Below are 2,213 nucleotides of genomic sequence, written 5' to 3'. Positions count from 1 at the left end.
CCTTCGGAGTAGGACTGGCTGTTGCAGGGCTTGTCTATCTGGTCGGGAGCGGCCTGCGGTTCTTTGCGCCTGGCCTGTCTTCTGCTTTCGCACCGGCATATGCGATCACGATACTTGCAGAGGTGGCGTTCTGCCTGCGATTGCTTCTACAACGCAATCCAGTTTGAAGCGGCTTCCCTGACCAAAAACTCTGTGCGGGATGCGAACGACAGGTATGCAGTAGCCGCGGCGCAGCATCTGAATGATGTGTGAAAGTCGGCTTTGGGCCGTCCGTGAAGACGGCCCAGACATTTAGATCTCGATAGCTTCGGCGATAGCCAGCGCATCTTCAAGCTCAACGCCAAGGTATCTGACAGTGCTGTCCATCTTGGTATGGCCCAACAGCAGTTGGACTGCCCGCAGGTTGCCCGTCTTCTTGTAGATTTGGGTCACCTTGGTGCGCCGCATCGAGTGCGTGCCGTAGGCGCTGGCCTCCAAGCCAATGGATGTCACCCATTCACGGACAATCCGTGCGTACTGACGAGTCGAGATATGAAGCCGTTCGTGAAAGCGCCCAGGCCAAAGGTATTCGGATCCGACCATCAGCGGTTCCCGCATCCACCTTGCGAGCGATGCACGTGTGCCTTCAGAGATTTCGAAGCGCACAGGTTTCTGGGTCTTGCTCTGCAGAACCGACGCGCGTTCCTTGATTTGGCCTGACGCCATGACATCGACCACCTTCATCTTCACCAGATCGCAGCCGCGCAGCTTGCTGTCGATGGCAAGATTGAAAAGGGCCAGATCACGATGGTTCTCGGCTAGCTCCAGCCGCACTCTGATCGCCCAGACGTGTTTGGGCTTGAGCGGCCTTTTCTGGCCGACGATCCGGCCTTTGTTCCAGGCTGGGCGCTGTGCGCGAATGGCGGGTAAGTTTGGTGTTTCCATGATGGATCCTCCGATCCACCACGCCCTCCCACATCGACAACCCGACGTTGACAAGGCATCATATCACATGATGCTGCGTTGCATCCGAGGTCGGCTTCGAGCCCAGAGTTAGTAATGCTGTATGGCCGACCAACGACTGCTAATAATGTCTTGGACATTCATTGGAACCGAAGACAAATCTTGCATTGAGGACATAATGATCAGTGAAGAAATTTCAGCGTCAGGGCCAGAAGGTATACTGGCGGGCACCCTAACTCTGCCAGATCAGCACGTAGAATTAGATGATAATACACCTGTAGCCATCATCGTCCCGGGATCTGGACCGACAGACCGCGATGGCAATTCGCCGCTCGGAATTTCGGCAAATACCTACCGGTTGCTGTGTGAGGCTTTGGCGGAAAAAGGTGTACCCACGGTACGGTTCGACAAACGTGGTATGTTCGGATCAATGAGCGCTGCTGCGGACGCCAATGATGTTACCATTGAATCTTACGGAGACGATCTGCTGGCTTGGATAGATACGATCAGATCCAGATTGCCCAGAAAAGATGGGCTTCTACGCCGTGTCGTTCCCATTGGCCATAGTGAAGGCGGGCTTGTGGTGCTTGCGGCCGCCAATCGCATTGAGCGCCCCTATAAAATGGTTTTGATTGCCTGCCCCGGCCGTCCCTTATCAGATGTGTTGAAAGAGCAGCTACACGCGAATGTCGATGATGCCGGAATTCTTGCCCAAGCGAATGCTGCACTTTGCTCCCTCCAAAACGGCAAAAATGTCGCCACCAGCGGCCTTGATCCTGAGCTTGCGCCGCTTTTCTCAAGCGCTGTTCAACCTTTTCTGATCGACCTCTTTAAGTACGATCCTGCAGCTTTGATGCGTAAAAACAAATTGCCCACACTTGTTCTACAAGGATCGCGCGACCTGCAGGTAACCGTGAAGGATGCTGCGGTGTTGGTTGGTGGTTCTGAGACTGCATTGCTTACACTGATGCCTAACATAAACCATGTGATGAAACATGTTGCCGAAGATACTCGCGAAGCCAATATTTCGACCTACAGCAATGGAAGTCTACCAATTGCTCCAATCGTGATTGAGGCGATTTCGGCATTTTTGGCCTCATCGTAGATTGAAACCCGCACCAACTGCTGAAAGATGAGCCATTCGCGCAGCCGCAGCGAACGGCAACTCCGTCCCGCTTAACCGTCATAGGTGCGCGTCGCAGCCAACGTCCGGTTCGAGCCCATATTGAGGGATGCCGCGTCGCTAACGAATGTCCGGTGTTTGGCCTTTT

At 54.1% G+C, this 2,213-nt stretch carries 2 protein-coding genes; one reads left to right on the top strand and one right to left on the bottom strand.

Annotated features, from left to right (window positions below; translation table 11 throughout):
• Window positions 1-291: 291 nt before the first annotated feature.
• Window positions 292-924 (bottom strand): tyrosine-type recombinase/integrase, encoded by a 633-nt coding sequence (locus NWQ23_RS14355; RefSeq protein WP_306167077.1) that lies wholly within the window; start codon window positions 922-924, stop codon window positions 292-294.
• Between the two features lie 196 nt (window positions 925-1,120).
• On the opposite strand from NWQ23_RS14355, the gene NWQ23_RS14350 reads away from it, so the two are divergent.
• On the top strand, window positions 1,121-2,047 hold the full coding sequence (locus NWQ23_RS14350) for an alpha/beta hydrolase (RefSeq protein WP_306167076.1): 927 nt from the start codon (window positions 1,121-1,123) through the stop codon (window positions 2,045-2,047).
• Window positions 2,048-2,213: the final 166 nt, after the last annotated feature.

It is taken from the genome of Yoonia sp., from assembly GCF_030731595.1.
GTDB lineage: Bacteria > Pseudomonadota > Alphaproteobacteria > Rhodobacterales > Rhodobacteraceae > Yoonia.
This window is presented reverse-complemented; position numbering and strand designations above follow the sequence as displayed.

Coding starts and splice junctions, on each gene's coding strand:
- NWQ23_RS14355 (WP_306167077.1), bottom strand. CDS start 924: ATGGAAACACCAAACTTACCCGCCATTCGCGCACAGCGCCCAGCCTGG.
- NWQ23_RS14350 (WP_306167076.1), top strand. CDS start 1,121: ATGATCAGTGAAGAAATTTCAGCGTCAGGGCCAGAAGGTATACTGGCG.